The sequence below is a fragment of the Pseudomonas sp. GW821-FHT03E01 genome (assembly GCF_059420765.1).
The window spans coordinates 38,150-63,263 of record NZ_JBWKUI010000016.1; the positions used below are offsets into that span (position 1 = coordinate 38,150).

19 protein-coding genes and 1 pseudogene are annotated in these 25,114 nt (G+C 56.2%); 18 read left to right on the plus strand and 2 right to left on the minus strand.

The features are described 5' to 3' along the window. The first annotated feature begins 27 nt into the window (after positions 1 to 27). The 5 genes from AC07VO_RS24880 (at position 28) to AC07VO_RS24900 (ending at position 6,172) form a co-directional block, all read left to right on the plus strand. The gene (locus tag AC07VO_RS24880; RefSeq protein WP_086944953.1) at positions 28 to 2,067 is read left to right on the plus strand and encodes a bifunctional DedA family/phosphatase PAP2 family protein; all 2,040 of its coding nucleotides are present in this window, start codon (positions 28 to 30) and stop codon (positions 2,065 to 2,067) included. A 102-nt stretch (positions 2,068 to 2,169) separates the two neighbouring features. Beyond that, entirely contained in the window at positions 2,170 to 3,114 is a 945-nt protein-coding gene (locus tag AC07VO_RS24885) for a chromate resistance protein ChrB domain-containing protein (RefSeq protein ID WP_026286370.1), read from the plus strand. Next, entirely contained in the window at positions 3,107 to 4,465 is a 1,359-nt protein-coding gene (gene chrA / locus AC07VO_RS24890) for a chromate efflux transporter (protein WP_018925604.1), read from the plus strand. The genes AC07VO_RS24885 and chrA overlap by 8 nt, the downstream gene beginning before the upstream one ends. An 82-nt stretch (positions 4,466 to 4,547) precedes the next feature. Further along, the gene (locus AC07VO_RS24895; protein ID WP_086944954.1) at positions 4,548 to 5,000 is read left to right on the plus strand and encodes a chromate resistance protein ChrB domain-containing protein; all 453 of its coding nucleotides are present in this window, start codon (positions 4,548 to 4,550) and stop codon (positions 4,998 to 5,000) included. 131 nt (positions 5,001 to 5,131) lie between these two features. Further along, entirely contained in the window at positions 5,132 to 6,172 is a 1,041-nt protein-coding gene (locus tag AC07VO_RS24900; protein ID WP_064618711.1) for a YncE family protein, read from the plus strand. A 49-nt stretch (positions 6,173 to 6,221) separates the two neighbouring features. On the opposite strand, the gene AC07VO_RS24905 is transcribed toward AC07VO_RS24900, so the two are convergent. Then, entirely contained in the window at positions 6,222 to 6,566 is a 345-nt protein-coding gene (locus tag AC07VO_RS24905) for a cupin domain-containing protein (protein WP_018925601.1), read from the minus strand. A gap of 243 nt (positions 6,567 to 6,809) precedes the next feature. Here AC07VO_RS24905 and AC07VO_RS24910 point away from each other — a divergent pair, with 243 nt between their 5' ends. The 3 genes from AC07VO_RS24910 to AC07VO_RS24920 all read left to right on the plus strand — a co-directional run bounded on the left by AC07VO_RS24910 (position 6,810) and on the right by AC07VO_RS24920 (position 8,127). Beyond that, a complete protein-coding gene (locus AC07VO_RS24910; RefSeq protein ID WP_018925600.1) occupies positions 6,810 to 7,100 on the plus strand; it encodes a hypothetical protein in 291 nt (96 codons plus the stop codon). A gap of 131 nt (positions 7,101 to 7,231) precedes the next feature. Beyond that, the gene (locus AC07VO_RS24915) at positions 7,232 to 7,633 is read left to right on the plus strand and encodes a hypothetical protein (RefSeq protein WP_007937009.1); all 402 of its coding nucleotides are present in this window, start codon (positions 7,232 to 7,234) and stop codon (positions 7,631 to 7,633) included. Positions 7,634 to 7,845: 212 nt separating this feature from the next. Then, positions 7,846 to 8,127 carry a DUF3303 domain-containing protein gene (locus AC07VO_RS24920; protein WP_018925598.1) on the plus strand — a complete coding sequence of 94 codons (282 nt, stop codon included), beginning with the start codon at positions 7,846 to 7,848 and terminating at the stop codon, positions 8,125 to 8,127. A gap of 107 nt (positions 8,128 to 8,234) precedes the next feature. Here the strand turns inward: AC07VO_RS24920 and ligD are convergent, their stop codons facing one another. Continuing rightward, on the minus strand, positions 8,235 to 10,772 hold the full coding sequence (ligD, locus tag AC07VO_RS24925) for a DNA ligase D (RefSeq protein WP_086944955.1): 2,538 nt from the start codon (positions 10,770 to 10,772) through the stop codon (positions 8,235 to 8,237). 433 nt (positions 10,773 to 11,205) lie between these two features. Between ligD and AC07VO_RS24930 the strand changes: the two genes are divergently transcribed. From AC07VO_RS24930 to AC07VO_RS24975, 10 genes and pseudogenes are all read left to right on the plus strand, one after another. After that, positions 11,206 to 11,721 (plus strand): Hcp family type VI secretion system effector, encoded by a 516-nt coding sequence (locus tag AC07VO_RS24930; RefSeq protein WP_007900657.1) that lies wholly within the window; start codon positions 11,206 to 11,208, stop codon positions 11,719 to 11,721. Positions 11,722 to 11,853: 132 nt separating this feature from the next. After that, positions 11,854 to 14,160, plus strand: coding sequence for a type VI secretion system Vgr family protein (locus tag AC07VO_RS24935; protein ID WP_086944956.1), 2,307 nt, complete (start codon positions 11,854 to 11,856; stop codon positions 14,158 to 14,160). Further along, positions 14,102 to 14,692 (plus strand): hypothetical protein, encoded by a 591-nt coding sequence (locus tag AC07VO_RS24940; RefSeq protein WP_086944957.1) that lies wholly within the window; start codon positions 14,102 to 14,104, stop codon positions 14,690 to 14,692. Before AC07VO_RS24935 ends, AC07VO_RS24940 begins: the two co-directional genes overlap by 59 nt. Then, a complete protein-coding gene (locus AC07VO_RS24945; protein ID WP_225609294.1) occupies positions 14,652 to 15,443 on the plus strand; it encodes a hypothetical protein in 792 nt (263 codons plus the stop codon). Before AC07VO_RS24940 ends, AC07VO_RS24945 begins: the two co-directional genes overlap by 41 nt. Positions 15,444 to 15,467: 24 nt before the next feature. After that, complete coding sequence (locus tag AC07VO_RS24950) at positions 15,468 to 16,205, plus strand: DUF4123 domain-containing protein (RefSeq protein WP_086944958.1); 738 nt, start codon at positions 15,468 to 15,470, stop codon at positions 16,203 to 16,205. Next, a complete protein-coding gene (locus tag AC07VO_RS24955; protein ID WP_495007675.1) occupies positions 16,205 to 20,863 on the plus strand; it encodes an RHS repeat-associated core domain-containing protein in 4,659 nt (1,552 codons plus the stop codon). Before AC07VO_RS24950 ends, AC07VO_RS24955 begins: the two co-directional genes overlap by 1 nt. Then, the gene (locus AC07VO_RS24960) at positions 20,864 to 21,169 is read left to right on the plus strand and encodes a hypothetical protein (protein ID WP_018925589.1); all 306 of its coding nucleotides are present in this window, start codon (positions 20,864 to 20,866) and stop codon (positions 21,167 to 21,169) included. Between the two features lie 667 nt (positions 21,170 to 21,836). Next, complete coding sequence (locus AC07VO_RS24965; RefSeq protein ID WP_064618725.1) at positions 21,837 to 22,241, plus strand: Imm50 family immunity protein; 405 nt, start codon at positions 21,837 to 21,839, stop codon at positions 22,239 to 22,241. A gap of 228 nt (positions 22,242 to 22,469) precedes the next feature. Further along, positions 22,470 to 22,708: pseudogene (locus tag AC07VO_RS24970) on the plus strand (DUF6124 family protein); the annotation flags it as partial. Between the two features lie 518 nt (positions 22,709 to 23,226). Beyond that, positions 23,227 to 25,113 carry an ATP-binding protein gene (locus AC07VO_RS24975; RefSeq protein WP_086944960.1) on the plus strand — a complete coding sequence of 629 codons (1,887 nt, stop codon included), beginning with the start codon at positions 23,227 to 23,229 and terminating at the stop codon, positions 25,111 to 25,113. The last annotated feature ends 1 nt before the right edge of the window (position 25,114 follow it).

Genomic DNA, 25,114 nt, shown 5'->3' on the forward strand with positions numbered 1-25,114 from the left:
CTGGTCCTCCATAGGCAGCCGCGAAACATGACGTCCTTGGTCTCATCGATCATCGAGTTACTCACGGCGCACCCGCATATCGTGTATCTGGCCGTGTTTCTCCTGGCACTTTCCGAGTCAATCCCGATCATCGGTGTCGTCGTTCCCGGCACCGCCGTGATTCTTGCGCTCAGCACCCTGGTGCCGAGCGGCGTGTTATTGCTCTGGCCGTTGCTGATCGCCGCCACGTCAGGCGCCATTGCGGGGGATGGTCTTTCGTTCTGGCTCGGGCACCGATACCGCCGCGAGATTCTTGGCCTCTGGCCACTGAACCGGCATCCTGAGCTGATTCAGCGCAGCGAAGCCTTTTTCAACCGTCATCGCGATAAAAGTATCTTTTTCGCGCGCTTCACACCGGGCGTCCGCGCCTTCGTTCCGCTCCTCGCCGGCACGCTGGGAATGGCGGTCAGTCGGTTCTATGCCGTCAATGTCGTGTCGGCGCTCGCCTGGGCTCCGTCGCATATCCTGCCCGGTGTGCTCGTCGGCGCGACGTTCAGCATTCTCGGTGCAGCTGCAAAGCCGCTCGCGATCTTGCTGACCGTTCTAGTCGCGGTGGGCTGGGCGGTCCTGCATATCGTGCGCTGGGCACTGCATCGCGGCATCCCCTACTTCATCGTCGCAGTGCAGCGGTTGCGGGGCTGGACCGGCGCCCACGACACCTGGCTGAGCCGCAGTCTCACTCACTTTCTCGATCCTTCACGGCCCGAAGCACGGGCTCTCGCACTGTCGACGGTCCTGCTCGTCGGTGCCGCGTGGCTTTTCTTCGGTGTCCTTGAGGACATCATCAACGGTGACCCGTTGCTGCTTGCAGATAGCGCGATATACCGCGCGCTCCAGGATCTTCGCACTGCACCGGGCGATGCGGTGATGATCGCCATCACGGAACTCGGCGACACCAAGGTCGTGCTGGCGGTCACGATTGTTGTCTTGCTGTGGCTCATGTGGAAACGCGCCTGGCGTACGGCTGCCTATTGGCTGATTGCAATCGCCGGCGCTTCGGGGCTCACCATAGTCATCAAGGTAGCGCTGTATCGAGCTCTCCCTGCGGAACCTCTCTATTCCGGGTGGAGTGCCTTTTCCTTCCCCAGCGGCCACAGCACGATCAATGTCGTGCTATACGGTTTTCTCGCCTTCCTTATCGCGCGTGATACCCGCCCGGCACGGCGCCTCGTGGTCGCTCCTGGCGCAGCCACCCTGATATTTCTGATTGCATTCTCGCACCTCTACCTCGGGGCACATTGGCTTTCCGACGTGCTCGGGGGGCTGGCATTCGGATCCGCTTGGCTGGCGCTACTCAGCCTCTTCTACCTGCGGCGGCAGGCCGAGCACATTGGCTCAGCGGGGCTGCTCGCCCTCGGATGTGTGACACTTCTGCTCGCCGGCGGCTTCAATATCTATCGTAACCATACGACGGACAGCAGTCGTTATGCCGTCAAGGTGGGAACGTTGACCTTAGCTGCCACCGATTGGTGGACGTCGGATTGGCAGCAACTGCCGGTGCGGCGTATCGACCTCACTGGCGAGACGAATGAGCCACTGACGTTTCAGTGGGCCGGTGGTCTGCCGGAGTTGCAAGATGTCCTGCAGCGCAACGGATGGCGCACCTCAGCGGCATGGACACTGTTGAATTCCCTGAACTGGTTTACCGTCCAGGCTGACCCTGCCGATCTTCCGGTCATCCCTCTTTTCGCCAGTGGTCGCCTTCCCAGTCTGACGCTCATTCGAACGTATAACGATGATGGATCTGCCGGTTCGCGCCTGGTGCTTCGATTGTGGATCGTCGATATCGAGCTCACAAACGGGCGAACTATGCCGCTGTGGATTGGCTCGGTTGTCGAGGAGCGTTTCTATCATCCCCTGGCCCTCGTCACGCTAACGTCAACACAACCCGATGCGAATACACCGCGCAGAATGCTAGCGGCCGTTCTGGACGATGGGCGGCTCGTTTCCCGGACCGAAGGAATGGCGGATGCGTATTGGGATGGGCAGGTCCTGTTAGCTCGCACGGTGAAAAACAAAAATGAATGACCGTTCAGGGGCGTTTGCCGCCCTACTTCTGAAGGAGCGCTTCCCCATGGCCTGAATCAGGAATAAAGTAGCAAGACCTACATAAATCGTAGAAAACGCTACATGAAAAATTGGCTAGCTTTGATATTAGGTCTGCCGACTGCCAATGCCACCGAACGCATGCGTGCCTGGCGCGCACTAAAAGCCTCCGGAGCGGCGGTCTTACGCGATGGCGCCTACCTTTTACCGGATACCGCTGCCTGTCGAGAAGCGCTAACGTCTGTCGAGCGCGACATCCTGGCCATCAATGGCACCGCCTACGTCCTGCCTGTCGTTGATCCTGACGGTGAACGCTTTATTGAGCTGTTCGACCGTAGCGATGATTACAGCAAGCTAGGCGCCGAGATCGAAGCATGCCGGGCACAGCTCAATGCCGAGAATGCGCTGGTCACCACCAAGCAAATTCGCAAACTGCGTAAAGCCTACGATCAGCTGACCAGCATCGATTACTTTTCAGGCAAGCCGAAGCAGCAGGTCGACTTGGCGTTGCAGGAGCTTGAGACAGCGGTCAGCAGAGCGCTGTCTGCGGATGAGCCGCATAGCCACGACCAGCCAATCACGGCGCTGAGCCTTGGCGATTATCAATGTCGTGTCTGGGCAACGCGTAAACGCCCATGGATCGACCGCCTGGCTTGCGCCTGGTTGATTCGACGCTTCATTGATCCGCAGGCTCAGATCCTTTGGCTGAACACTCCACAGGAGTGCCCAGCCGATGCATTGGGTTTCGACTTCGATGACGCAACTTTCAGTCATGTCGGCAATCGCGTGACCTTTGAAACCCTGCAAGCCAGCTTTGAACTTCAAGAGCCGGGCCTGAGCCGCATCGCTGCACTGGTGCATTACCTCGATATCGGTGGCATTCAGCCGGTGGAGGCTGCCGGCATCGAACGGGTGCTGGCAGGGCTACGCGAAACCATTGCCCATGACGACCACTTGTTGGCTGCTGCCAGCGCCATCTTTGACGGCCTGCTCGCCGAGTTCGTGAAAGAGGAACATCCCAATGATTAAGGCTTCCCCATCAGCTGTTGAAGAGGATCTGTCGAGGCCTGAACCGATCAGTTTGCGTGAGGCGTTCTGGTTCTGGCTGAAGTTGGGATTCATTAGCTTTGGCGGGCCCGCAGGACAGATCTCGATCATGCACCAGGAGTTGGTAGAGCGGCGGCGTTGGATTTCCGAGCGGCGGTTTCTGCATGCCCTCAACTATTGCATGCTGTTGCCAGGGCCGGAGGCTCAGCAGCTAGCAACCTATATCGGTTGGTTGATGCATCGAACCTGGGGTGGGGTGATCGCCGGGGGGCTGTTTGTGTTGCCCTCACTGTTCATCCTGATCGCGCTGTCCTGGATGTATATCGCCTTCGGCGAAGTCCCGGTGGTGGCCGGGCTTTTCTATGGCATCAAGCCCGCCGTGACGGCCATCGTCGTGCAGGCGGCCCATCGAATCGGCTCGCGCGCGCTGAAGAACAACTGGCTGTGGGCTATGGCGGCGGCGTCATTTACCGCGATCTTCGCGTTCAATGTGCCGTTCCCGCTGATCGTGCTGGGAGCCGCGTTAATCGGTTATGCAGGAGGCCGCCTGGCGCCCGAGAAATTCAGGACCGGGGGCCATAGCGCCGCCAAAAAGTCCTTCGGCCCAGCATTGATCGATGACGACACCCCGTCCCCTGAGCATGCCCGGTTCAGCTGGTTGAAACTGGCGCTGCTGGCACTCATCGGCGCAGCGTTGTGGGCGTTGCCGATGGGGGTCTTGACCGTGCTCTTTGGCTGGGAAGGCACCTTGACTCAGATGGGCTGGTTCTTTACCAAGGCCGCATTGCTGACCTTTGGCGGCGCCTATGCGGTGCTTCCCTACGTCTACCAAGGCGCGGTCGGTCATTATGGCTGGCTGACACCGACACAAATGATCGACGGATTGGCGCTGGGGGAAACCACACCGGGGCCGCTGATCATGGTGGTGGCTTTCGTCGGCTTTGTCGGCGCCTATGTCTCGCAGGTGTTCGGCGCCGATCAGGTGTTTCTGGCCGGAGCCGTCGCGGCCACGCTGGTGACCTGGTTCACCTTCCTGCCTTCGTTCCTGTTCATCCTCGCAGGTGGCCCGCTGGTGGAGTCGACTCACAATGAACTCAAGTTCACCGCACCGCTTACCGGGATCACTGCCGCAGTGGTTGGGGTGATTCTCAATCTGGCGTGTTTCTTCGGCTATCACGTTCTTTGGCCCAAAGGGTTCAGCGGCAACCTGGACTGGCCTTCCGCGCTGATCGCGATTGCGGCGGCGATTGCCTTGTTCCGCTTCAAGCGCGGCGTGATTCAAGTATTGATGGCCTGCGCACTCGTTGGTTTGACTGTGCACTTACTGCGCTAGAGCGCGCAATGATCAACTATTTTCTGGCGGGCACCGGGCCTGCCAGATTACCCAGCCTACTGAGTTAGGCAGGAGGTGTTCCATGAGGTGGATTACCCGTGAACGACCCAAAATTGATCGCATTGCCTGTCCCTGGCTGATCACCCGTTTTATCGACCCTGAGGCCGAGTTCTTGTACGTGCCCAGCAGAGAGGTTTTGCAGATTGCCGCTGAGAAAGATGCAACGCCTTATGACATTCCGGGCGTTGAGCTTTCCCACGTAGGTGAGCTGTGCAGCTTTGATGCGTTCCTGAACAAGTACCACCTCAGTGATCCTGCCTTGCAGCAGTTGGCCAAAATCGTGCGCGGAGCAGATACCTCCCGCCTGGATCTGACACCGCAATCGGCTGGGCTCTATGCGATTTCGCTGGGACTATCGCATAGTTATGCCGATGACCACGAAATGCTGGCACATGGTTTGATCCTGTATGACGCCCTGTATGCCTGGTGCAAGGAATGTCAGGGCGAGTCGCATAATTGGCCTCCTCAGATGTGAGAGGCGTCTACACGGCGGTCCAGCCCGGAACTGGGCTCATGATCAGTGAAACACTGCATATTCTGATCTGCGCATTGCTGAGACTTGGGCGAGGCGGTTGAACCCGCCTTGTCCGAGCAGAAGAAGACCTCATGAACATACGAGACAATCGACGTTTCACTCTGCCAGTCTTCGCGATCCTGCTGACTGCGCTAGCCGTCATGGACTTCGCAAGCCTTCGCTACTGTCAGGCCGCCGACGAGTTGCCGGCTAACGACCTGCCTCTGAAGCACGTCGCCGACATTCCATTGCCCGGTGGCGCCACTCGGCTCGACTACGAGAGCTACGATCCAGAGCGCAACCTGATGTTCATCGCTCATCTTGGTGACGGTGAAGTTATCGCCTTTGACATGCGCGAGTCCCGCGTTGTCGGGCGCATTGCGAACGTCTCGTCGGTACACGGCGTGCTCGTTATTCCTGAGTTGTCACGCGTCTACGCTTCGGCGACGGGCACGAACGAAATCGTTGCGATAGACGAAGCGACCCTGGCAATTGTCAGTCGCATACCGGGCGGCATCTATCCAGACGGCATGGCTTATGTGCCTGACCTTCACAAGCTTTACGTATCGAACGAAAACGGCGAGACCGAAACGGTGATCGACGTGGACACGAACACTCGTGTTGCGACGATTCCACTGGGAGGTGAAGTCGGCAATACACAATATGACCCCATATCACGACACGTCTTCGTCAATATCCAGACTCGTCGGCAACTTATCGAAATCGATCCCGTGACCGACCACATCGTGGCGCGCATTGATCTGCCGGGGGCACGTGGCAACCATGGCCTGTTGATCAATCCGCGTGACCGGCTTGCCTTTATCGCGTGCGAAGGTAATGACAAGCTCCTCGTACTGGACATGCACACCATGCGGGTTATCCAGGCGTTCGATACCGGGGGAGCCCCCGATGTGCTTGCGTTCGATCCAGTGCTGAACACACTTTATGTCGCTGGAGAGGCTGGCATTGTGTCGATGTTCCACGTCAAGGGAGCAGTGGTCACGAAAATCGGCAATGGCAGCGTAGGCCCGCGTGCGCATGTCGTTGCCGTGGATGCCGCGACACACCGCTCGTATTTTCCGCTCAAGGATATCGACGGGCACCCGGTACTACGGATTATGGAGCCCCGTTAGCGGATTGAATCGACTCTAGTTCCGACCGTGCTGGATGTCGGACCTGAACTTACTCCTGCCTGACAATATCGACCGAGATCTCCACCGCAGCGATCGTGCCCCGGTTCTCAAGCCAGTGCGTGGTGTTCCTGTCCTCGGGCCAACCCACGCCCGGCCCATAGTCCGTGGCGACGCCATTTCGATGGTCGGTGATGGTTCCTTGCAGTATGTAGACGGTACCGGGTCTGTCTTTATGGTTGTGAACCGGCCCGAAGACGCCTCCAGGCTCGATGGTCACCATGCGCATTCTAAGTTGGCGCCCTGCCATGCCTTCGATCTCGGGGCCAAGGTCAACCGTTGCCAGTAACTTCACCGCCACACCTTGTGTTTCGGGTGCCGCCTGTTCGTTGCTCATTGTGCTCTCCTCTCTGTACATACAGGGCCTGACTAGAAGTAAAGCCCCTGAGAACCGACAGAGAGGTAAATCCGCCCAACGACGGTCGCCCATCCGGTCAAATGTCGCCGATGGTCGTTACATTTCGCTTGTCACCGACGTTTGGCTAAGCTGAATAAATCGGGGGTGAACTGATACCGGAGTGATGGCGGCCATCAGCGGATCTGGATTGGCATCAAGACGGTACTCCCGAAGGAGACGACTATGTATGCAGTTATAAGAACCTACCTGGGTGCTGGCGCAAAGGAGCTTTTCGAGTTTCTGGAAAAGCGCAATGCCGATGTCGAAGCGGCCCTGCGGACAGTGCCTGGCATCGAAAGCTACACACTGCTCAACACGGGTGATGGCGGCACGGCGGTGACGGTTTGCAAAGACAAGACCGGCACCGATGCAAGCTTGAAAGTGGCGCGCGACTGGATTCAGAAAAATGCTTCGCATATTCAAGTGAAACCGCCGATCGTGACGGAAGGTCCGGTGATTGTGCAGATAAAATAGATTCAACCGGTCGATGCAACACACTAGGCACTGTGTAAACAGGCGGCGTGTTGCATCGACGGAAACACCACTCTCAACGCCACAACAACCCCATGGGCAAACCCGATCATAGCGCTCTATGATTGAACCCCATGACGACCTCTCTTCCGATCCGCCAACCCTGCCCTCCCGGTGCTTGCATCTGCGAACGTGAGCAGCTGTTGGAAACCCCCGGCACGGACCTGCGCATCCTGAGCCTGACCCAGTCGGAAGAGAAACGCCTGATCGAACGCCTGGAAAACCTCCAGAGCCTGAGCGACCTGGAGCGTCTGCAACGGCGAATGTATGAGCAATTGGGTCTGCGCGTGGAGATCGCTCCGGGCTTCAATGAAGTGCGCACCATGCGCGGTATCAATATCACCTTGGGCGAACTGCCGGGCCTGTGCCGCAAAACCCGTCAGTCGATCCCGGCGGCCATTCGCCGAGGGCTGGAGAAGCACCCGGAAGTTGCCTACGAGCTGCTCAATGCCAACGACTTGTTGCGTGATGCCTGATGGCTTGCACCGTTATCCCGATACGTTCGTTCGAATGCCCTGAAACAGGATCAGCGGTCGTACGCACGACACGGTCCGCTGCTATGCCTTCTCATGGGAGAACAGGTTTCAGGCCAGCCAGGACGTCGCTGGAAACTCAGGCGTGACCGTGGCCCCGGCGCCAGCCAGGAACGCGAAGATCAAAGGTGCCAGTCCGTAGCAGGAGGTGGCAGATGTTATTCATGGTCCGTTGGTCCATCAGTCCGCAGCAACGTAACAGCGCGATCGAACGTTTTCTCAAGACCGGTGGCGCCCCACCCGCAGGCGTCAAAATGCTGGGGCGCTGGCATGCCGTCGGCGGCTCCAGCGGCGTGGGCATTGCCGAGGCCAGTGATCCAGTGGCGATTCAGAAGTGGGTGCTGGAATGGAGCGACCTCATGAACATGGAAGTCCACGCCGCATTGACCGATGAACAGGTGGCACCGCTGCTCGCTGCCGCAGTGGGCAAGCAATAGTTGTCGAGGCGGCGGGTGCCCCTCGCCGCCCAATGCAAGCTTTTCGTAGGAGCCAGGCTTGCCGGCGAAGGCGCTCTTAAGGACGCCTTCGCCGGCAAGCCTGGCTCCTACATCCCGATCCGTCGCCGCATATCGGCGGTAATCGTCTGCCGGGTTTTCTTCAGCTCGGCCCAGGGTTCATCGCCCACCTCGGCCAGGCGCTCATGCACGGTGTGCAGGTTCCATTGATTGGCGCCCTTGAGCTCAGCCACTTCTTCGCGAAAGATCGGTACCGACACTGGCAACCCTTCGCGGCTGCGTACGGCATAAGCGCAGATCGTGGTGGCGCCGAGACCGTTGCGCAGGTAATCGATGAAGATGCGCCCAACCCGGTTTTTCGGCCCCGACACTGCGGAAAATCGTTCCGGCAGCAGCTTGGCCATGTGACTGACAATCGCGTGGCTGAAGTCCTTGACCTCGTCCCAACCGTGTTTGCGGGTCAGCGGTACGACCAGGTGAATCCCCTTGCCGCCGCTGGTCTTGAGAAACGCCTTGAGCCCCAGCTCATCCAGCACCGTGAGGATCAGCCGGGTCGCTTCGACCATGCTCCTCCAGGGCAACGCCGGATCCGGGTCGAGGTCGAGGACGAAGCGGTCGGGTTTGTCCAGATCGACCGACGTGGCGTTCCAGGTGTGCAGCTCCACGGTACTCATCTGCACTGCGCCAATCAGGGCCTCGGCATTGTTGATAACCATCATCGGTTGGCCGGTCAGTGCCTTGTCCAGAGTGATAATGCCGGGTATGGCCAGATTCTCGGCGTTCTTCTGAAAGAACAGTTCGCCGGTGATACCGTCCGGTGCGCGCACCAGCGCCACCGGCCGGTCCTTGAGTTGCGGCAGAATCCACTCGGCGACGCTGGCGTAATACTCCGCCAATTGCATCTTGGTGGTGCCGCTGCTGGCATCGATCACCCGATCTGGATGCGTGATGCGCACCTTGCCCTGCTCCAGGCCGACTTGTGACGGTGTCGCTTGGGAGGTTTTAGTTTTAGTGGTTGAGGTTTTCACGGTTGTCGGACGCTCCTCGGTGATGTCGGTGGCAGGCTTGTCCTCGCGCAGCCCATGGAACACGGCCTGGCGCACCGAGCCGTCCTTGGTCATCTCGGCAAACGCCACTTCCGCCAGCAGAACGGGTTTGAGCCAATGCACACCCTTGGCTTCAACACCGGTGGGCGGGTTCACCACCGGAGGCTTTTTCGCCTGCAGCGGTTTCAGTTGTTCGTAAAGACGCTTGAGGCTCGCCTCGCTGAATCCGGTGCCGACCTTGCCCGCATAGCGCAATTCCCCGCTGTCACGGTCGTGCAGCCCCAGCAGCAACGCGCCAAAGGCACTGCGCGAGCCTTTGGGATCGGTGAAGCCGACCACGATGAATTCCTGCCGATGCTTGCACTTTAGTTTGATCCAGTCACTGCTGCGCCGGGACACGTAAGGCGAGCCCAGGCGTTTGCCAATCAACCCTTCCATGTGCATTTTGCAGACACTGTCGAGTAACGCCTCCGGGGACTCGTTGAACGTGTCGGAGAACCGCAACAGAGGGTTTTCATTGGGCTTGAGCACAGTCGCCAGCGCCGCCCTGCGCGCTTCGACAGGAACTTCGCGCAGGTCCACGCCGTTGAGGTAAGGCAAATCGAACAGGTAGTAAACGATGCTGGCACTACGACCGGCATCGAAGGCGTTTTGCAGCGCCTGAAAGTCCGGAACACCCTGCTCGTCCGCCACCACCATTTCGCCGTCGAGCCAGGCCGATTCCAAGCCTAACGCCGCTAGCGCTGCAGCCTGCTCCGGCAATTTGTGAGTCCAGTCGTGACCGTTGCGGGTGAAGAGTTTGACCTCATCATGGTCGATGCGCGCCATGACCCGGTAGCCGTCGAACTTGATCTCATAGCTCCATTCGCCGTCCGGCGCGGACTCCACCAGTGTCGCCAATTCGGGTTTGAGCAGCTCCGGCAGTCTGGCTTTACGAGCGCCTGTCAGCTGTGATGAACGCTCTCTGCGCGCCCTCGCCGCTGGCTTTTTTACGGGACTGGGTTTCGATTTGGCGACAATGGTGCGATCGCTGAGTACGCTGTCGGGCTCGGCGGCGACCACGTCGTAATCGCTTTCGGGCCTGGCCGCGCCGTCCTGATGCTTGATCAGAAACCATTGCTCCTGCTTGCCCGGCATGTGCGTGCGCACGAGGTTCCACAGGCCGCCGAGCTTCTCCCCTTGCAACTCGAATTTCAGCCGGCCCTTGGCGTACGCCTTGGCCGGGTCGTCCTGGGGAATCCATACCCCACGGTCCCAAACGATCACCTCGCCGGCGCCGTAATGCCCTTCGGGAATGGTGCCCTCAAACGTGGCGTAATCGAGCGGATGGTCTTCGACGTGGATTGCCAGTCGCTTGACCTTGGGGTCCAGCGACGGGCCTTTCGGCACGGCCCAACTTTTCAGCGCGCCATCGAGCTCCAGGCGAAAGTCATAGTGCAGCTGCGAGGCGTCATGTTTCTGAATGCAGAATTGCAGCGCATGATCCTTCACCGCTTTTTTGCCCGAACGCTTGGCGGCGGCCGGTTCCGGAGTCGCCACAAAGTCACGCATGCGGTTGTAATCGTCCAGGGTCTTGTTCATGGCTTACCGGGTGCTCGCTGGCGGACGCTGAATCGGCACGTCTCTACATCAGCAGAGCGACAGGTCCGGAAAAAAATTCCATCGCCACTGGAATTGCCCGGACAGACGGCTGGGTCTATCGGGATGATCGCTCGTAGCCTTGATGCGCAACTTCTTGCGCAGTTATTCGTCCCAAATACACCTCAACATCGCTGAACGCCAGGTGGATCAAGCCCTCCAGCCGAGTGCGCAACTTCTTGCGCACCACTGCGCAAGAAGTTGCGCACTTTTTCAGGTGATCTCTGCCGAACAACCTCTCCACGTTTAAAAAATATCCTCAACCACCTGATTTATATGACAAAAAACATTTATGGCACGCTCCTTGATAACAGTCAGGCACCCACCGGGCGATACCGCCTCCCGGGCACCCTAACTTTTAGCAAGGAGCACATCCATGGCTACACCAGCGTACATGTCCGTTACCGGCGAAAAACAAGGCCTGATCACTGCCGGCGCCTTCACCGCCGACTCCGTTGGCAACACCTACCAGGAAGGTCACGAAGACCAGGTCATGGTTCAGGCGTTCAGCCACGACGTGATCATCCCGCGTGACCCACAGTCCGGCCAACCGACCGGTCAGCGTGTACACAAGCCAGTCGTGATCACCAAGGTCTACGACAAGTCTTCGCCACTGCTGCAAGCCGCCCTGACTTCCGGCGAGCGCATGAGCGAAATCGTTATCCAGTGGTACCGCACTTCGGCTCAAGGTACCCAAGAGCACTACTACACCACCAAACTGGAAGACGCGATCATCGTCGCCATCAACAACAAAATGCACAACTGCCAGGATCCGTCGAACTCGCACTTCACGCACCTGGAAGAAGTGCAATTCACCTACCGCAAAATCACCTGGACCCACGAAGTATCCGGTACTTCGGGTTCCGATGACTGGCGTGTTCCAGTCGCTTAATCGCGGCTGACGGTTCCAAACATCGGCCAGCTCTGCTGGTCGATGTCATTTGCGCCTTCCAGGAATTTTCGCGTCCGTTGATCCGGCTTTCGGGTGTCAACGCGCGCCGCAGCACTGCACGAGGAACAAGGGATGTTCGCGCCGGCCAATCAGACTCACTTTGCCCTGACTGTCGAAGGTCTGGAAAACGATCTCCAGGTCCTTGCCCTGCAAGGTCGGGAAGCCATCAGCCAACCTTTTGTGTTTGAGGTGGAGCTGGTCAGTGAGCAGCCGTCCCTGGACCTCGAAACGCTATTGCACAAACCGGCCTTTTTGCAGCTCTCGCCTGACGGCAGCGGCATTCATGGCCAGATCTACCGCGCCGCCCAGGGCGATTCGGGCAAACGCCTGACCCGCTACGCCGTGACCTTGCGCCCGCAGCTGTCCTACCTGGCGCACCGCATCAACCAACGCATCTTCCAGAACCTCACTGTGCCGAAAATCATCGGGATGGTCCTCGAAGAGCACGGCATCCAGAGCAATGCCTACGAATTCGAAGTCGGGGCGATTTATCCCGAGCGCATTTACTGCGTTCAGTACGATGAATCGGACCTGCAGTTCATCCAGCGCCTGTGTGAGGAAGAAGGTATTCACTACCACTTCCAGCACAGCGCCACGGCCCACAAGCTGGTGTTCGGCGATGACCAGACGGTGTTCCCGAAACTCGCGCCCGTGGCCTACCAGCAAGACTCCGGCATGGTCGCCAACGACCCGGTAATCAAGCGCTTCGACCTGCGCCTGGAAACCCGCACCAGCCGCACCACCCGCCGCGATTACGACTTCGAAAAACCGCGCCTGAAACTGGAAAGCGAGAACCGTGGCGACGCCCTGCCCGACCTCGAAGACTACGACTACCCCGGTCGCTTCATCGACCGCGAACGCGGCAAGCACCTGGCCAAACGCGCCCTCGAACGTCACCGCAGCGACTTCCAGTTGGCCGAAGGCCGAAGCGATCAGCCGTTGCTGGTCAGCGGCCACTTCCTGGCCCTGACCCAACACCCCAAGGCCAAGTGGAACGACCTGTGGCTGCTGACCGAAATCCTCCACGAAGGCAAACAGCCGCAAGTGCTGGAAGAGTCGGTGACCAGCAACACCACCAATCTGAAAGACGATTTCCACCAGGGCTACCGCAACCGCTTCCAGGCCACCCCCTGGGACGTGCCGAACCGTCCGCCGCTGAACCACCCCAAGCCACGGATCCTCGGCAGCCAGAGCGCCGTGGTCACCGGGCCAAAAGGTGAAGAGATCCACTGCGACCAATACGGCCGCGTCAAAGTGCAATTCCATTGGGACCGCGAAGGTCAGGCCGACGACAAGACCAGCTGCTGGCTGCGCGTCTCCTCCGCCTGGGCCGGCGCCCATTACGGCGGCATCGCCATTCCACGCATCGGCATGCAAGTGCTGGTCAGCTTTCTCGAAGGTGACCCCGACCAACCGCTAATCAGCGGCTGCCTGTACCACAAGGAAAACGTCGTCCCGTACGCCCTGCCGGCGAACAAGACCCGCAGCACCTTCAAAACCCTGAGCTCTCCGGGCGGCGGCGGATTCAACGAGCTGCGTATCGAAGACAAAAAGGGCCAGGAGCAGATCTTCCTGCACGCCCAGCGCGACTGGGACGAGAACGTCGAGCACGACCAGAAAATCCGCGTCGGCAACGAACGCCACGACACCGTTGAGCAAAACAGCTACAGCGAATTCAAGGCCGAAGAACACCACACCGTCTATGCCGATCGCAAAGTCGAAGCCCGCGCCAACGACCACCTCACCGTGGGCGTCAACCAGCACATCAAGGTCGGCACCGGCCAATTCATCGAAGCCGGCCAGGAAATCCACCTGAGCAGCGGCATGAAAGTCGTGCTCGAAGCCGGCAGCGAACTCACCCTCAAGGCCGGCGGCAGCTTCATCAAGATCGACGCCAGCGGCGTGACGCTGAGCGGACCGGTGATCAACATGAACTCCGGCGGCAGCCCCGGCAGCGGAACCGGGGCGGCACCGCTGATGCCCGGCGCGCTGAAACAGGCTGATGCCGACAAGGCTGGCGCGGTACTGACGCCGGCGCAGATCAACACCCTGAAACGCAACGCGCCGTTCTGTGAAGAGTGCGAGAGGTGTAAGGCGGGTGTATGCGATATAGCAAAACCTGCCCAAGACACTGAAAAAACCAGCCACGACTTAGTATTTTTAGTCAATGATGAAAAAACGGGTAAACCGAAGCAGAATATTCCCTATCGAATAACGCTTGAATCCGGGATTATTGTTGATGGTGTCACTGACAACAAGGGGATGACCCAAAAAGTCTCATCTAACAAAGCTGAAAAAGCCACTATCGAGGCCCCGTATTATGGCAACACAACAAGCGACGCTCACCCCAACCACGGATCAGACACCTGTAACTGTTAGCATCCCGACCAAGGAGCTAAGCGGTACGCAATGGGTTGCACGATTTCCGACCAGTACAAGTGTGGGCGATCTCACGACTGAGTTCGAAGCCAGTGTGAACAAATTTATTGCAGCGATAAAAGAAGCCGGGGGCAGTGTTTCAATTTCGGCAACTTATCGGCCCAAAGAGCGTGCTTATCTGATGCACTATTCCTCAGCAATATCTAAAGGAATCATTGCACCAGAAGACGTACCTGAAATGGACGGTGTAAATATCGAGTGGGTTCATAGCACCTCAGCGCAATCAATCAGTGCTGCGACCAGCATGGCGTCGGGCTACGGAATTGTGTATCCGCCGGCACTTACAAGTCGCCATACACAGCGAAAAGCCATAGACATGACAATATCCAACATATCTGGAAAAACAATTGTAAATGCTTCTGGCGCCTCCGTTTTGATCACTCACTTAAGCGACTTGAATCCAGTAGGTACTACATATGGAGTTAAAAAGCTTGTTTCCGACCCTCCACATTGGTCAACCGATGGACATTAAACATACACTTTTCTTCATTCTGACTATTTGCTCAGGGTCAGTATTTGCCCAAGACACTGGATTTGGATTCGTTAAAAATAATCCAGACGGGCAAACTTATTTATATACAACCCAGAATATTTCAAGCAACGAAGTCATTTCGGTCCAATTCCCTCAGGATGGAACCGTTGCTTGCTGCAAGTTAACAAAGACAACTGGGGGAAAACAGCAGCAGGGCGATGCAATGGATCTGCTCAACGAATCCGACATGCACATTTATGGGCTTGACATTCAATACTCTGCGCCTTTCATCGGCATAGCTGTAGTTGGTAAAAATGCAACCGGAAACGGCGTCTCAGCCGTTGAGGTCAAGGATCAAGCTACAACTATCAGCACCTGTTTGAGTCAAGAAGGCGTTCATCTCTTCTCGAGAAAAAATGGGAGCTTGAACGGTCATCTCTATTTGAGCCTAGGTTACGATGTAGAGCCAACGTCAAATTCTTGCGAAACGGAAAGTTCTGAGTCCGTTCCGACCGACGTCTCCGGCTACATCAAAAATAGAGACAACTGTGATTCTTTGCGCGGAGATATTCCTGAACGGGACCCCGCCGACCCGAAAATTCTCGATCGTGTCATCAGCGATATAAATAAATATTGCAAGGGCACCGACCAGCAGCTGAAGCAGTTGAAAGAAAAATACTCCGGAAACGAAAACGTTGAGAAGTTGCTCTCGACTTACGAAGAAAACATTGAAGCTGATATGAGTTTTTAGATTCACTCATCAAGGACGGCTGTTGTGACATCTGAAAACACCAATCCACAGGTCTGGTTATCCGAAACCCCGCTACTGCCGGGTGAACGCCTCTACCTGATCATCAGCGCCGCCAGTGATGCCGAAGCGCTCAAGTCGCTTTACCAAAACGAACCCACAACCCAGGCGACCCCGATTTGGGGCGGCACACCTTACGCGGCTTGGCAGCCGGTGATGCCCTACCTCATCGAGCTGAAACCCAACTCAAGTTTTCTAACGTGGATTGCCGATACGGATGCTCAGGACTGGGGCTGGATGGCGGTTTCAACCAGCACACCGGATGTGGTGTTCGAACATCTGCGCAGCCTGACTCAAGTGCGGATGCCGGATGGGACGCAAGTGTTTTTCCGTTTTTGGGATGGACGGCATATCTATCCGATTCTGGAAGGTCTCGGCGATGCCGCCGGTGAGGTACTGCCGGTGTTTGATCGGTATCTGATTAATGGGAAGAGCCTGGAGGTGGGGCCGAGGGTGGTGCCGCCGGCAAAAGACTGGCCGTGGTGGGAGGTGCCGCAGAAACTGCTCGACAGCCTGGCGAAGCAAAACCCGTCGACCCTGATCGGCAACCTGATGCAATGGCTGGAAGAGGAACGTCCAGACATCTACGCCGCTTACCCCGAGAGCAATCTGAAGCTGAAAATCGCACGTTTCGTGAGCCGGCCCGATGCTCCGAAAAACCTTAATGAAGCACTGTTAAACCACCTGATTCTGGAGCAAGGCTGATGGATCGCGTTGCCTACGTTGACAACCAACTGAGCACGTTCAAGGACAGCTTGAAGCTGTATCAAGAACAGACCAAAACCTGGTACGCGAAAGCCGCCGACAAAGGCAGTCGAGCCGCAGACCTGCCCTCCCTGCTGGGCATGGAGCGCGTGATAAAGGTCGGTAACACCAGCAAATCGGTGAGCATGACCGATGGCGACTTCGCCTCGAACGTTGCCCAGTGCCCGCTCAAGGGGCCACTGCTGATCGAGAGCAAATTCGAATCGGTGTATGACATCCCATTGGGTGACATCGAAGTTGAAATCGTTGCGGTGGAAGGCGGCGCAGTCAGCAAAGTCAAACTCGACGCCCAGGGCAAAGCCAGCTGGACGGAGGGTGTTCCCGGCAAGTTCTACAAGATCCGTGTTCACCACGAAGTGACGCCGGCTCAGATCGATACCTTGTTCAAATCCTATGAAGGCCTGACCGGTCAACTGGAAGGTTTCCTGCGCAAGGAATGGGCCGGTTTCAAACCGCAATGGTCGAACATATCCGCCTTGGGAACGGCCTCGGCAATTGGCAACGGCATCCTTGAAGGCGGTTGGGAAGCGATCAAAGGGGTTTGGGACGGTATCAGCCTGGTGCTCGATATCCTGCAAGACCCGAGCAAGTTTGCCAAAGACCTCGGTGCCGGAACCCAAAAACTGATAGCACTGGCAAAAGAAACGCCAGACGTCATGAAGAAGGCCATGCTGCTGGCCAGCGACGAGGCCGCTCTGTTCCTGATGGTACGCAGTGCCGTGATCTGGCTGGCCGGTTTGCCACCGATGAAGATGGCCGGTGACGCTGCAAAAATGACCACGGCAGCGGTAGTCGGCATCGCGATCGACATCGTGATTTCGATCGTGCTGACCGTTGCTGCCGAGGGTACCGGTGTCATCTACCTCGCCGCGCGCTTGAAAAAGTACGGCGAAATCGTCATCAAGGCCGTGACCGGCTTTGTGGAGTCGGTGTTCAAGATCATCAAAGGCTTCATGGAATACGTCGCGAAGTACACCGCGGTAGCGGCTCGTGGTGTGACGGCTCAGGTAAAGAAAGGGATTGCACAGGTTCGTTTTGACGGGAAGCGAGTGACTACCGTAGAAACGCCGAAAGTCCACCACGATGCACCCGCTCAGTCCAAGACTCCCGACGAAAAAAGTGCTAACTGCGCCAAAAACACCTGCACCAATGGCTGTCCGGTTTCGATGGTGACGGGTGAAGAACTGTTGACCCTGACCGATGGTGAACTCGGTGGAATACTGCCCTTCAGTTGGACCCGCCTCTATCGCACCAGCGCCGCGGAAGTCGATTGCGGCCTCGGCTACGGATGGAGTCACGCACTGGCGCAAAGGGTGGACATCAACGGTGATGAGGTGGTCTGGACCGACCACGAAAACCGCATTACGACCTTCCCATTGCCGAGTATGCAACGACCGGCGATTACCAACAGTTTGTCCGAAGCGGCGATTTTCCTCGGTGAGGATCCTTCCGAGCTGATCCTCACTCAAGCTGGCGACCGTTCCCAGTTCTATCATTTTCGCTACAACAGCAAAGGCGCGACGCTGATCGCCATTAGCGACACCTACAACAACCACCTGCACATCACCCGCGACATTCACGGCCGGATCAAACGTGTCGACAATGGCGCCGGTCGCGCCCTGCTCCTGCGTTATGACCGCAAACACATCGTCGCCGTCGATTACCAGCAGTTCAGTCCGGCAGACAATCTGGAAGATGCCTGGGGCACCGTCCAGACCCTGGTCACCTATAGCTATGACACTCAACACCGCCTGATCGAAGCCAAAAACCCGGCGGGCGAAGCCGAGCGCTACACCTACGACGAGCAGAACGTCATTCTTGAGCGCCAACTGGCCGGTGGCGCCAGTTTCTACTGGGAATGGGAAAAAGAAGGCAAATCGGCACGCTGCATCCATCACTGGGCAAGCTTCTCGCAGATGGACGCGCACTACGCCTGGGATGACAAGGGTAGCGTTACTGTCACCAATGCGGACGGCAGCGAAGAGATCTACACCCACGACGATCAGGCTCGACTGATCGCCAAAATTGACCCGGATGGTGCTGAGCACCTCAAGGCCTACGATGACAAGGGTCGCTTGATTGCAGAACAGGATCCGCTTGGCGCAATCACGGAGTATCACTACAACGAAACCGGTCACATGGTGGCGGTTGTTCCACCGGAAGACCAACCTACCGGCTACGAATACAGCAATGGATTCGTAAGCAAAGTAAGTCGCGGCAAGGCGACCTGGAAGTATCAACGCAACGATCAGGGCGATATCACTCAGCAGATCGACCCGGATGGCAACTCCACACATTACAGCTATGACCGCCAGGGTCGCCTGCTGGAGATCCGCCATCCGGACGGCAGTCGCCACAAGCTGGGCTGGAACAACCTCGGCCAATTGCTTGAAGAGCAACTGTCCGACGGCGGTCAGCGCAAGTACCGCTACGACGCCTTAGGCCGCCAGATCACCCGTCAGGAAGAAAACGGCGCCATCACCCAGTACCAGTGGGACGCCGCCAACCGCCTCGCACAAATTACCCTGCCCGGCGGCGCAACCCGTGCGTTCACCTACAACCCTTATGGCCGCGTCACAGCAGAGCGCGATGAACTGGGCCGCATCACCCGATACGAATACGCCGATGGTCTGCATCTGGTTAGCCGTCGTATCAACCCTGATGGCAGCCAACTTCGCTACCGCTACGACAACTCGCGTCTGCTGCTCAGCGACATCGAAAACGAACGTGGCGAGCACTACCACCTCGATTACTACCCCAACGGCCTGATCCAGCAGGAAATAGGGTTCGACGGTCGCCGGACTGCCTACGAATACGACCTCAACAGCCAACTGCTGAAGAAAACCGAATTCGGCGAAGACGGCAGTGAGTTGGTCACCGAATACCAGCGCGATGCCGCCGGCCGCTTGCTGGTGAAAACCCTGGCCGATGGCGAGGAAATTCACTACAGCTATGACGCCCTAGGCCGCCTCGTCAACGTCGACGACGGCCACTGGCCCCTCGCCTACGAATACGACCTGCAGGATCGCCTGATCACCGAACACCAAGGCTGGGGCACTTTACGTTACGAGTACGACAACCTGGGCCAGTTGAGTCATTGCCGCCTTCCCGACGGCAGTAAACTCGACTACCGCTACCAACCCGGCGGACGCCTGAGCAGCATCGACCTCAACGGCTCGCGCCTCACCACCCACCAGTTCAGCGCCGGTCGCGAACAACAGCGCCAACAAGGCCTGCTGCTCAGCCAATACCAGTACGACGAACAAGGCCGACTGCAAGCCCACACCGTCAGTCAGCAAGACCGCAACCTGTTCCGTCGCCGCTACGCCTACGATGCCAACGGCAACCTCGCGGGTATCGATGACAGCCGCAAAGGCAACCGCAGCTACCATTACGATCCGCTCGATCGCCTGATCAACGTCCGTGGCACCACACCGGAAAGCTTCGCCCACGACCCGGCGGGCAACCTCCTGGGCCAAGGCGACCAACCGACCGCGAATCTCGCCAACGTCAAAGGCAACCGCCTGCTGATGCAAGGCGACCGCCATTATGGCTACGACGCCCACGGCAACCTGATCCGCGAACGTCGTGGCGCCGGGCAGAAACTCGTCACCGAGTATCGCTACGACTGCCAACATCGCCTGATCGGCGTCAGCCTGCCCGGCGGCAGCATCGCAAACTACAAGTACGACGCCTTCGGCCGACGCATCGCCAAAACCGTCGATGGTCAAACCACCGAATTCTTGTGGCAAGGCGAACGCCTCATCGCTGAAAGCGCCGACAATCGCTATCGCACTTACATTTATGAACCCGGCAGCTTCCGCCCATTGGCGATGCTCGATGGCGAAGGCCCGCTGAACGCTACGCCTTTCTATTACCAACTCGATCATCTCGGCACGCCACAGGAACTCACCGACTACAGCGGCGAGATTATGTGGTCGGCGAAATACCGGGCCTACGGCAACCTCGCCACCCTCGACGTTGCAGAAGTCGACAACCCGCTGCGCTTCCAGGGTCAGTACTTCGACGCGGAGACAGGCTTACATTACAACCGGCATCGCTACTACAATCCGGGGACTGGACGGTTTTTGACGCCGGATCCGATCAAGCTTGCGGGCGGGTTGAACAACTACCAGTACGTGCCTAACCCTACGGGGTGGGTGGATCCGTTGGGGTTGAATAGCGAATGTCCGGGGGGAGCGAGCTGCAAGCCTGGAACGGTTGAAGATCCGGCGAGTAAGGCCAAGGTAAATGAGGGGACATCAGGAGCACCTGATGTTCAATGGACGAATCACGGTAACAAGCACGTAGCCCCCAAGGCCCCCTGGCCAAATGTTGTTAAATCAACGGCAAATGGAGGCGCGGCAAGGTATTTACCTGGGACAGACATCGAAGCACTCGAGCGGCATGCATTTAAAAATGGCCAAGATGTTAACAACGGAAAGCCTTGGAAAGTTATTGATATGGGCAAGACTATTGGCGCCAACGATGGTAAAGAAACACGCTTCATGAGGGTTGAACTAAGCGCAAACACTATCCACGGCCACCCTATTTCCGAAGAAGCATTTAAAAAACTCACAAAAGCGAAGAAAAACTGAATGGACACTAAAAAAATTATAGAACTTGGCGGAACAGTCACATTTGATGACATCTCCCACCTCAACCAGCTTATTGACACTTCGATGATCGTTGATGACTTAAAGGAGGATCTATTCCAAGCCGTCTTCCCACATGATCAACTTATTGACATAGGTTGGTACCCTGAATTCTGTGAAAACGGCACATTTAGAGTTTCTTTAATTAAAGCCTATGACTGGGAGCACCCAGCTTTCAGCGAAAAAGCAAAAAGCTGGACAGAATTAAACAAGGCAATTTCCAATGCTTTAAACAAACTAGAAAAATGATCGCCCGAGCGCTCAAAAAAAAAAGCCACCTCATTTTGGCCTTTCAGAAGAAAATGCTAGACGCAAATAAAAGAATCATAATCCCCGGAGAGTCGAGAGAAAAGGGGACAGATTTATTTTTCATGCCATAAAATAAATTTGTCCCCTTTTGGCTATCATTACGTGTTTGAGCAATCTAAAATGTGGACATCATCAATATCGAATAAAAAACAGTGAGCTTCTATTTTTGGAGAAGATTACTCCCCTACCAGCATGCGCACTTCTTACGTCATGCTGGACGGAAACTCTACATGCTTAAAACTATACAGCCAAGTAGAACAAGCAGTCACCCCTAAGAAATGGCTGAAAAAAGATTATAACGAGTACGAATTCCAGCCTTACATAATAAATATAGAAAATTTCAATTTCAGCGGCCCTACTACTATAACCGTCACCCAACACGACTCAAACTACAAAGTCACACTTAGATTACCATAGCAAATATTAAGGCATACCATAACTATGGTGTAGCGTAGCAAAAGAACATCCAAATCAGATCACAGCAAGAGAACCTCCTAAAAAATTAACGAAACTCACCTCAACGCTTCAAAGCAAAAATGGGCGTCCCCTTTTGGCTCTTTTGGCTTGGCTAAGGGGTGGTCCCTTTTGACTGTTTCAAGGAGTAAAAATGAAATTCTGGAACGATATCGATGGCAGCATTTTTTTCAACCAGGTTTTCAAGACTTCCGTAGTGATTGGCCTCGTTGAACTTTTCACAGTAAGTATCGACAACAACAGACCAACGATAATACTGGAGTTTGACATCGAAGAACTCCCGGACGCCCCTCCCGCAAAGTGGAAAAAGGCTGAATTCAACACATGCCGCATCTGTTTAAACTGCAGCGAAATCAGCAACCCGACGATCAAAAACATACCTACAAAAGAAAAACTCAATATAACAATCACTCAGAGCGAAAACATTTTCACGATTCATGCTTCGAACAGCAGCTCGATAATTGAATTCTCAACAAAATCCCCGCTACTTTGTGGCCCCTCAGTTTATATGAACGACAAAAAGCCCGTACTCACTTAAAAAATCTAACTCATTTTTCTGCCCTTTGAGTCGTCTGACAAAAGCATCGGACATTTCCCGCAACTCCCATCACCATCCATGAACTTGTACCCCCCCTTCTCCCCAGATAACCTCCCCCAGTCACTGCAACCCCAGCGACCGGTTTTGGCAGACCGAACACGATCAAGGCATGCAAATGCCGCTTTGCGGCTCCGTTGATTCAGGAGCTTCACGATGAAAAAGTTTCCACCCGAGTCTCTCGACCCCATCAGCCACGTCGTCACCCTCCCCCCAACATCCGCACCGAAACCCTGCTAAGCCACGCCTGCGAAACCCTCGCTTCGCTCAACGTCCTGAACACCGACCTTGCCTGTGAACTCGAAGGCTCGCACCGCAGCCTGGCGCTATCGATTCAGCAATTGGCTGTACCGGGTAAGTTGTTGGTAAACCGGGTGCTGGACAACCTCGACCCACCCGGTGGGGCGTCCGACACTCGGGAGTGTTCAACCATGACTCGATACATGTCGATTACCGGCATCGACTGCACGATCCCTTCCCTCCCGATCGACACCGCAGCGCCTGTCGATGTGCTGCAGGACACGGCCGCATATCGCATTCGTTGTGTCACTCAACTGTTGGAAGAGAGCTGTCTCCGGGCGACGTGCTGGATGTGGTCGGGTGGCGGTTACGGGCCCAGCTTTAATTCAGCCAATAAAAATGGGCGACTCCAGGGTCGCCCATTTTTATATCCGACGTTTAATATCATCCCTCAATTTTATACACAGAGCATTTGGCAAGAGGCTGCTAAAACTTCGCCCGCAAATTTCTTGATATAGGAGCAAAATTCTTCCAACTTCCACTATGGTGGGCTCTTCCGCAAAATCGCGACCTTCCCAAAAACCCAGAAAAACTGGCTACTCGGTCAAGTAACTTCCTCACTGATAAACAATGGTTTTCAACCAGTCTTCAATCTATGCTTGGGCTGACAGTATGGAGGCTGTGATGAATGTTCAAACTCAGACGGAAAACATGGGCTTTACTTTTGGTCTACATCGTAGGTGTCAGTGGCTATATCTACTACCTCTACGTCGAGACTCAGGGAATTCTCACTGACAACATTAATAACAAGCTGCTGCATGCCGCGCTGGGCGCGTCAGCCATCCTCGGCGACCGCTACCATGACAATCTGATCGACAAACAGTCGAAAACGGAAGCGCAAGACTGGGATACCATTCAGCGGCTTTCCAGATTCAACGAGTCCATGGGCACCGCCTTTGTCTACAGCGTGGTCAAACGCGATGGGGAAGCCTATCTGATCAGCTCCAGCGCCTCGAAAAAAGAGATTCAAGAGCAGAATTACGTACGCTTTTTCGATCCTTATCCAGATGCCAGTCAGGCCCTGCTCGACAGTTTTGAGCGTACCGAGCCCACCTGGATCGATTACTCGGATCACTGGGGAGACTTTCGCGCCGTCTTCGTCCCAATGAAATCCCAGGACGGGACGGTTTATGTGGCAGGTGCGGAGATGACGTTGGCGAACTACAACCAACAACTTAATCAGGACTCTCTGCACCATATCATCCTTGCCATTCTGGTATTTCTCGCCTTCAGTCTTTTGTTCGTGATCGACTTATTGCGCATGCGTGCTCATCTTCAGCAACTGCAAATAAACGAACAGGTATTGAGTCAGGCAAAAGATGCCGCCGAAGACGCGGATCGTTCCAAGACCCGTTTTTTAGCCACCATGAGTCATGAAATCCGCACCCCCATGTACGGTGTCATCGGTGCGACCGAGTTACTGGCCGGCTCCGCCCTGAATCCCGAGCAAAGCGCTCTGGTCAATACGATTCATACCAGCGGACGAACCCTGCTGTCGCTTATCGACAACATTCTCGACCTGGCAAAGATCGAAGCGGGCAAACTTGAATTGAGGCCTCGTGTATTCGAAGTGAGAGCATTGGTTTCATCCAGTATTGAAATGATCCGGCAAAACACTCAGGGCAAACCAATCATCATTGAGGCTCAGGTATCACCGGATGTACCGCACTGGGTCAAAACCGATACCGATTGCCTTCGCCAGATACTGATCAACTTGTTGGGTAATGCGGTCAAGTTCACCGAAACCGGAACAGTATCGCTCGTGGTCAAAACGAGCGGTGACAGCCCTCGAGCCCGACTCGAGTTCTCCATACGCGATACCGGCATAGGTATCCCTTTGGCGCGGCAAGACAGCCTGTTCAAGCCCTTTGTTCAGTTCAAAGGGCCAGCCAGTCAACGCTTTACCGGAAGTGGGCTAGGTCTTTCAATTTGCAAGAATCTGGTCGAGGCGCAACAGGGGACTTTATCCTTTACCAGTCAGCCTGGTATCGGATCGACGTTTTCCTTCTCACTCCCCATGGAGCCTTTTTCCGTCTCGGAAATCCCCCTCGGGGACGATCATGCAACGGTTGGTTTCGACTCATCTTTTGCCGGGGATTACCCGCTCGATATCCTGTTGGTGGAGAACCATCCCATTAGTCAGAAAGTTGCCTTGGCGATGTTACAGGCGTTGGGTTATACACCCGCCCTTGCGTCAGATGGTCTGGAGGCGATCAACGAGTGCATGACGTCGATTCCAGATATCATTTTCATGGATATCAATATGCCTGTTATGGATGGGCTGGCGGCCATCCGTAACATCCGCGAACTACCACTGGGCGATACGTGCTACATCGTTGCGTTCACCGCGAGCGCTTTTTCGAGCGAGATAGAACGTTTCAGGGCCGCCGGTGCCAATGACATTTTGACCAAACCGGCAAACTTCCAGGCCTTGACCCAAGTACTTCAGCGTGCAGCCAACTACCGGCGACAGCTCCAGGCCAGTACTCCGGTAGTGGATGCAATTTCAAGTTGAA

Excerpts from the sequence above, each read along its gene's own strand:
- AC07VO_RS24880 (WP_086944953.1), top strand. The coding sequence starts at position 28 with ATGACGTCCTTGGTCTCATCGATCATCGAGTTACTCACGGCGCACCCG.
- AC07VO_RS24885 (WP_026286370.1), top strand. The coding sequence starts at position 2,170 with ATGAAAAATTGGCTAGCTTTGATATTAGGTCTGCCGACTGCCAATGCC.
- chrA (WP_018925604.1), top strand. The coding sequence starts at position 3,107 with ATGATTAAGGCTTCCCCATCAGCTGTTGAAGAGGATCTGTCGAGGCCT.
- AC07VO_RS24895 (WP_086944954.1), top strand. The coding sequence starts at position 4,548 with ATGAGGTGGATTACCCGTGAACGACCCAAAATTGATCGCATTGCCTGT.
- AC07VO_RS24900 (WP_064618711.1), top strand. The coding sequence starts at position 5,132 with ATGAACATACGAGACAATCGACGTTTCACTCTGCCAGTCTTCGCGATC.
- AC07VO_RS24905 (WP_018925601.1), bottom strand. The coding sequence starts at position 6,566 with ATGAGCAACGAACAGGCGGCACCCGAAACACAAGGTGTGGCGGTGAAG.
- AC07VO_RS24910 (WP_018925600.1), top strand. The coding sequence starts at position 6,810 with ATGTATGCAGTTATAAGAACCTACCTGGGTGCTGGCGCAAAGGAGCTT.
- AC07VO_RS24915 (WP_007937009.1), top strand. The coding sequence starts at position 7,232 with ATGACGACCTCTCTTCCGATCCGCCAACCCTGCCCTCCCGGTGCTTGC.
- AC07VO_RS24920 (WP_018925598.1), top strand. The coding sequence starts at position 7,846 with ATGTTATTCATGGTCCGTTGGTCCATCAGTCCGCAGCAACGTAACAGC.
- ligD (WP_086944955.1), bottom strand. The coding sequence starts at position 10,772 with ATGAACAAGACCCTGGACGATTACAACCGCATGCGTGACTTTGTGGCG.
- AC07VO_RS24930 (WP_007900657.1), top strand. The coding sequence starts at position 11,206 with ATGGCTACACCAGCGTACATGTCCGTTACCGGCGAAAAACAAGGCCTG.
- AC07VO_RS24935 (WP_086944956.1), top strand. The coding sequence starts at position 11,854 with ATGTTCGCGCCGGCCAATCAGACTCACTTTGCCCTGACTGTCGAAGGT.
- AC07VO_RS24940 (WP_086944957.1), top strand. The coding sequence starts at position 14,102 with ATGGCAACACAACAAGCGACGCTCACCCCAACCACGGATCAGACACCT.
- AC07VO_RS24955 (WP_495007675.1), top strand. The coding sequence starts at position 16,205 with ATGGATCGCGTTGCCTACGTTGACAACCAACTGAGCACGTTCAAGGAC.
- AC07VO_RS24960 (WP_018925589.1), top strand. The coding sequence starts at position 20,864 with ATGGACACTAAAAAAATTATAGAACTTGGCGGAACAGTCACATTTGAT.
- AC07VO_RS24965 (WP_064618725.1), top strand. The coding sequence starts at position 21,837 with ATGAAATTCTGGAACGATATCGATGGCAGCATTTTTTTCAACCAGGTT.
- AC07VO_RS24975 (WP_086944960.1), top strand. The coding sequence starts at position 23,227 with ATGTTCAAACTCAGACGGAAAACATGGGCTTTACTTTTGGTCTACATC.